The sequence below is a fragment of the Sphingomonas sp. CCH5-D11 genome (assembly GCF_001557395.1).
In the GTDB taxonomy this organism is placed as follows: domain Bacteria; phylum Pseudomonadota; class Alphaproteobacteria; order Sphingomonadales; family Sphingomonadaceae; genus Sphingomonas.
This window is the reverse complement of record NZ_LSKH01000330.1, coordinates 1-3809: the sequence shown is the minus strand read 5'-3', so window position 1 is coordinate 3809 and position 3809 is coordinate 1. Positions and strand designations below refer to the sequence as shown.

2 protein-coding genes are annotated in these 3809 nt (G+C 64.3%); both read right to left on the bottom strand.

All coding sequences use genetic code 11. The features are described 5' to 3' along the window. Nucleotides 1-1781, bottom strand: a 1781-nt coding sequence (locus tag AX702_RS20395; RefSeq protein ID WP_082746400.1) for a class I adenylate-forming enzyme family protein, incomplete at its 3' end; no start/stop codon positions are given. 175 nt (nucleotides 1782-1956) lie between these two features. Continuing rightward, a partial coding sequence (locus AX702_RS20390) for a TonB-dependent receptor (RefSeq protein ID WP_066782208.1) occupies nucleotides 1957-3809 on the bottom strand: 1853 nt, incomplete at its 5' end.

Sequence of the window (3809 nt, the reverse complement as noted above, 5' to 3'; positions counted from 1 at the left end):
TGGCCGGCCTCCCCGCCGATCACATTGCGGTGCATGGCGATCAGTTCCTCCCTCAATACGGGCTTCAGCGTCTTGCCGCTGGCATTGCGGGGAAACTCTTTGCTGCGCACCGCGATCCGCACCGGCACCTTGAACGGCGCGAGATGGCGTGCGGCATGGGCGATCAGCTCCGCCTCGCTAACGGCAGCCCCGGGCCGCAACTGCACCAGGGCGCCCACTTCCTCGCCCAGGATGCGGTGCGGCAGGCCGACCACGGCAGCGTCCATCACATCGGGATGGGCGACAAGGATGTCCTCGATCTCCACGCAGTAGACGTTCTCGCCGCCGCGGATCAGCATGTCCTTCGCGCGGTCGAGCAGATAGACGAAGCCCTCCTCGTCGATGCGGCAGATGTCGCCGGTATGATACCAGCCGTCGGTGAAGCTCTGGCCCGTTGCGTCGGGATTATCCCAATAGCCGGCGACGATATTGGGCCCGCGTATCCACAATTCGCCCGCCTGCCCGCGCGGCCGCTCGTTGCCGTCCTCGTCCACGACCTTCACGTCGCATACCGGCACCGGCATGCCGACGCTGTCGGGATGACGCAGATAATCCTCCGCGCTGTTGGCGATCGACACGGAGGAGGTTTCCGTCGCGCCATAGCCCTGGCTCGGCTTGAACCACGGAAACAGCTCGGCGAATTTCAGCGTCAGTTCGGGTGCGATCGCCGCCCCGCCATAGCCATAGCTGTCGAGGCTGGAGAGATCGCGCCGCGCGAAATCGGGCGGTTCCAGCACCTGCCACACCATGGCGGGCACGCCGGTGGTCGAGTTGACCCGCTCGCTCTCGACCAGTTCCAGGAATCGTTCCGGATTCCACTTGTGCATCAGGATCAGCTTGGCGCCCGCGATCACCGTCGGGATCAGCATCGAATTGGTGCCGGTCACGTGAAACAGGGGTACCGGCAGCAGGTTCACCCGCTGCGGCGCGTCCGGATCCGGCACCGGCAGGGGATCGCCGCGCCGGATGGTCGCGCGAGCAGCGCCGAAGGTGATCGAAATGACGTTGGTTAGCACATTGCGGTGCGTGCCGAGGGCGCCCTTGGGCCGGCCGGTCGTACCGCTGGTGTAGAGGATGGTCGCGGGATCATCGGTATGGAGCCCGGGATCGGGCATCGGATCGTCGGGCAGATCGGCATAGCGATCGCGCGGGCCGATCAGCGCATCCAGCGGGACCGCCCTGGTCCCATGGGCGTCAGCGGTGCGCACCGAGATGAGGCCGTCGAGCGCCAGACCATCGACATAGGGCGCCAGCCGCTCCAGCCGCTCGCCATCGACGATCGCCACGCGCGCACCGGAATTCTCGATGCCATAGGCCAGTTCGTCTCCAAGCCCCCAGGCGTTCAGCGGCGTCACCACGGCGCCGATCGACATGCCCGCCCAGAAAGCGATCGACCATTCGGGCAGGTTGCGCATGGCCACCACCAGCCGGTCACCCTTGCGCACGCCGAAGCGTTCGTGAAGCACCCGGCCAAGCTGACCCGCCGCGCGGAAATGCTCGCCATAGGTCTGGCGCTCGCCCTCGTAGATGATGAACTCGCGCGATCCCCAGCTTCGCGCCAGATCGAACACCTGGCGAAGGTCGTTCATGGCGTTGACATAGGTGCGCAAGGGAACGCCGCGGATCACCTCCTCACGCGTTTCGAACGGTGCGCCGGGCGCGGTCAGGACACGATAGGCTTCGGGCAGGTCAACCGCGGGCCACGGGCGATCGTTCACGCTGACAGCAGGCTGCCCATCCATATCCTCATCCTCTCGCTGCGCCGGCTGTGCGGCCTTTGCAAAGATGAGTGTTGGATGATTGCCGCTAGGGCAAGGCCGAATCGGGGAATGGCTCATGCAATAACGGCGGGCGATCGGGGCTCCCCAGCCCGATCATCCCGCCGTTGTGCCACCGGCCGCGCAGCGGCCGGACGGATCAGAAGCGAACGCGCCCCGTGACGCCATAAAGGCGCGGCTGGCCGAGGAAGGCGCCATAGGTGCCGCTCTGCAGCGGCTGATCCACAATCACCTGATAATATTCCGAGTTCGTCAGGTTCTGCGCCCAGACTTCAAGCGACCATGCCTCATTCTCCGGCTCGATGCCGACGCGCGTGTTCAGTACGGCGAACGGCTCCTGGACCTTCAATGGATCGAGATTGGATCCGGTGTTGTAGCGCGACGACCATTTCAGCGAGGCCGAGGCGAGCAGGTTCAGATCAGCCGTGATCGGCTGCTTCGAGGTGAAGCCGCCAGTGACGTTCCACTTGGCCGCATAAGGCAGGCGATTGCCCGACAGGCGGGTGAGGTTCGGCAGCGGCGCAGGGAAGTCACCAAACTTCGTATCGGCGTAAGTGGCGCCGGCGTTCAGCGTAAGGCCCTGAATGCCCGTGTTGAACAGCAGGTCGAGATCCACGCCCTTTGACGTCACCTTGGGAATCGACGTCACCACGAAGCTGACACCGGTATAGGTGTTGAGCTGGAAATCCTTGTAGGTCTGGTAGAAGCCCGCAAGGTTCGCCAGCAGACGCCGGTTGAACAGGGTCGTTTTCGTGCCGAGCTCGTAGCTTTCGACCTTTTCCGTCGCAAAGGACGTGTCGGGATTGAGCACGCCGGGCGAGAGTCGCGCACGATCAAGGTTGAAGCCGCCCGACTTGAAGCCGTTGGCATAGGCGCCATAGGCCATCACTTCGGGCGAGATGCGATATTGCAGCTTCGCCGATCCGGCCCAGCGATTCTCCGGCCGCCGCTGCGAGATGGTCGCATCGTTGAAGGCGACATCCGCGGTCGGCGAACAGATCGCGGCGAGCGCGGCGGCCGGCAGGCGACGGGCGATCGCGGCCGCGCAGGCATTCCCCGGCGAGGTATTGGTGTAGTGCGACGTCGCGCGCTTGACCTCATCGGTGTAGCGGATGCCCAGCGTCAGATCGAGACCTTCGGCCAGGGTGAACGTATTGTCGGTGAACACCGCGAACGAGCTGGCACGATGACGGTGATAATCCCGTTGGCCCGTGTTGGCGACGACGTTGGTGCCTACCGGTAGCCCGGTCAGCGCGGACACGGTGTTCGCGTTGGCACCGCTCGACAGCAGCAGGCCGAAATAGCGCTCATAGTCCGAACCGAAGAAGGTGTTCTGGCGGCTGATCAGTCGCTCGTCGGCATAGAAGACACCAAGGATCGAGTTCAGCCAGTCGCTGCTATAGGAAAGCCGCGCTTCCTGCGAGAAGACCTTGAACTGGTTCGAATTGCCTTCGGACTCGCGATACCACAGGTCGGCCGACGAATAATCCACGTCGACGCCGCTGTTCGAACGATAGAAGCGATAGGCGGTGATCGAGGTCAGATTGAAGCTGTCGCTCAGCTCCCAATCGACCTGCGCCGAAACGCCGCGGTCGCGAATGCGGAAGTCGGTCGGGCGATTGGCATAGGTATCGCGATCGAACGGATCCCCGTTGCGCAGGGTGCCGGCATCTGATGCCAGCGCATCGACGAACGCCCCGGTGGGCCCGGTGATGCTAGGCGCGTTGACGCAGCAATCCTCGTCGCGTTCCGACCAGTCCCCGATCAGTCGCACATCGATCGTGTCGGTCGGGCGGATCAGCAGCTGGGCGCGGATCGTCCAGTTGTTCTCATTGTCGGCCTCCGTGCTGGTGCGCGGGCCAGCGCCGGTGCGCACGTTCCAGAAGCCGTCACGCTCACGCTTCAGCGCGAAGATGCGGCCGGCCACGGTATCGCCGATCAGGCCGCCGGTTGCTGCGCCAGACACCGTCCAGGCGTTGTAATTGCCATAGC